1 protein-coding gene is annotated in these 1,215 nt (G+C 72.4%); it reads right to left on the bottom strand.

Annotated features, from left to right (window positions below; all coding sequences use genetic code 11):
- On the bottom strand, window positions 1–821 hold an 821-nt coding region (locus GRC12_RS44545; RefSeq protein ID WP_208786111.1), incomplete at its 3' end, for a hypothetical protein.
- Between the last annotated feature and the right edge of the window lie 394 nt (window positions 822–1,215).

Here is a 1,215-nt window from a genome sequence, read left to right as displayed (position 1 = left end):
GGGTCGGGGTCGAAGGGGATGCGCTGGGCGCGGGCCATGTCGCGCAGGGCGGTGAACCCGGCGCGCAGCACGAGTCGGGCGGCCGGCGGGGCGGTGCGCGGGGTGAGCGCGAGCTGGACGGCCGCCGCGTCCATCACGGCGACCAGGCCGACCAGCCAGTGCCGGTACGGGCGGGGCGAGCGGAACGCCATCAGCACCGGGTACGCCGAGTGACTCTCGCCGATGTCGGAGGCCAGCCGTTCCCACGCCCGGTACAGCTCCGGCAGCGCGGTCTCGGTGTCGACCAGCCACTGCCGGGCCAGGATCTCCGGACCCCAGGCGGGCTCGCCGGCCCGTGACTGCAGCAGGGTCACTTCCAGCTCGCGGCGGTTGTAGGCGGCGTACAGCGTGGGCAGGTAGGCGATCTGCAGGGCGATCAGGACGGGTCCGGTGGCCGCGGCGACGAAGTCGAGCGCGGACAGCCGCAGCCGGTCGCCGCTGGCGAAACCGAGGGTGAGCAGGCTGGAGCCGGCCTCACGGAAGGAACTGCCCCAGGACAGCCCGGACAGGGCGTGCAGCAGCAGGCCGAAGGCGAGCAGCGCGCCGCCCAGCCAGGTGGTGAGCATGCCGATCAGGATCAGGGGCGCGAGCCAGGTCTGGGCGCGGTCTATGGCGTCGTATCCGCCACCGGGCGCTGCGAGCCGCAGCAGGCGGCGCAGCAGCCACCACAGCCGGTACACCAGCATCGAGTACAGGCCACGCGGCACCACGAGGGTGCGCAGGACGCTGCCGACCAGGACCGCCAGCAGCAGCCCGCCGGCCACGCCGGAGATCCATTCCATGCGGACATTGTTGCCCGCTGCGGCGACCGGCGATCAGTTTCGACAGCTCACCAGCGGACCGGGCGGAGCGGTCGGGCGCGCAGACCGTCGGCCCGCCGCCGTACATGCCACGATCCGCCATCATCTGCGGCCGGTCGCCGTGCGTCCTACGACACGGCACCGGCCGTATCGTCGGCCCCGGCTGCCGCACGCGTCCGGGGCTGAACGGGGTCGGTGCCGTTCACGCTCCGGCCGCGCGAGCCACGGGAGCCTTTGCGACTCGCTCTCAGCTTGGCGTTTAACCTCGCGGGTCACTCGTCCTGCTGACCTGCGGTTCTTCACGGGACAGCGGAGGCGGCCGTTCTCCACGCTTCGAGATGTCGAGTCACAAAGCACGAGAGAACGGCCGCTGCCC

Source organism: Streptomyces griseorubiginosus (genome assembly GCF_017614965.1).
Classification (GTDB): Bacteria; Actinomycetota; Actinomycetes; order Streptomycetales; family Streptomycetaceae; genus Streptomyces; species Streptomyces griseorubiginosus_B.
Note: the sequence above shows the minus strand (reverse complement) of the source record. Positions and strands in the feature narration are given on the sequence as shown.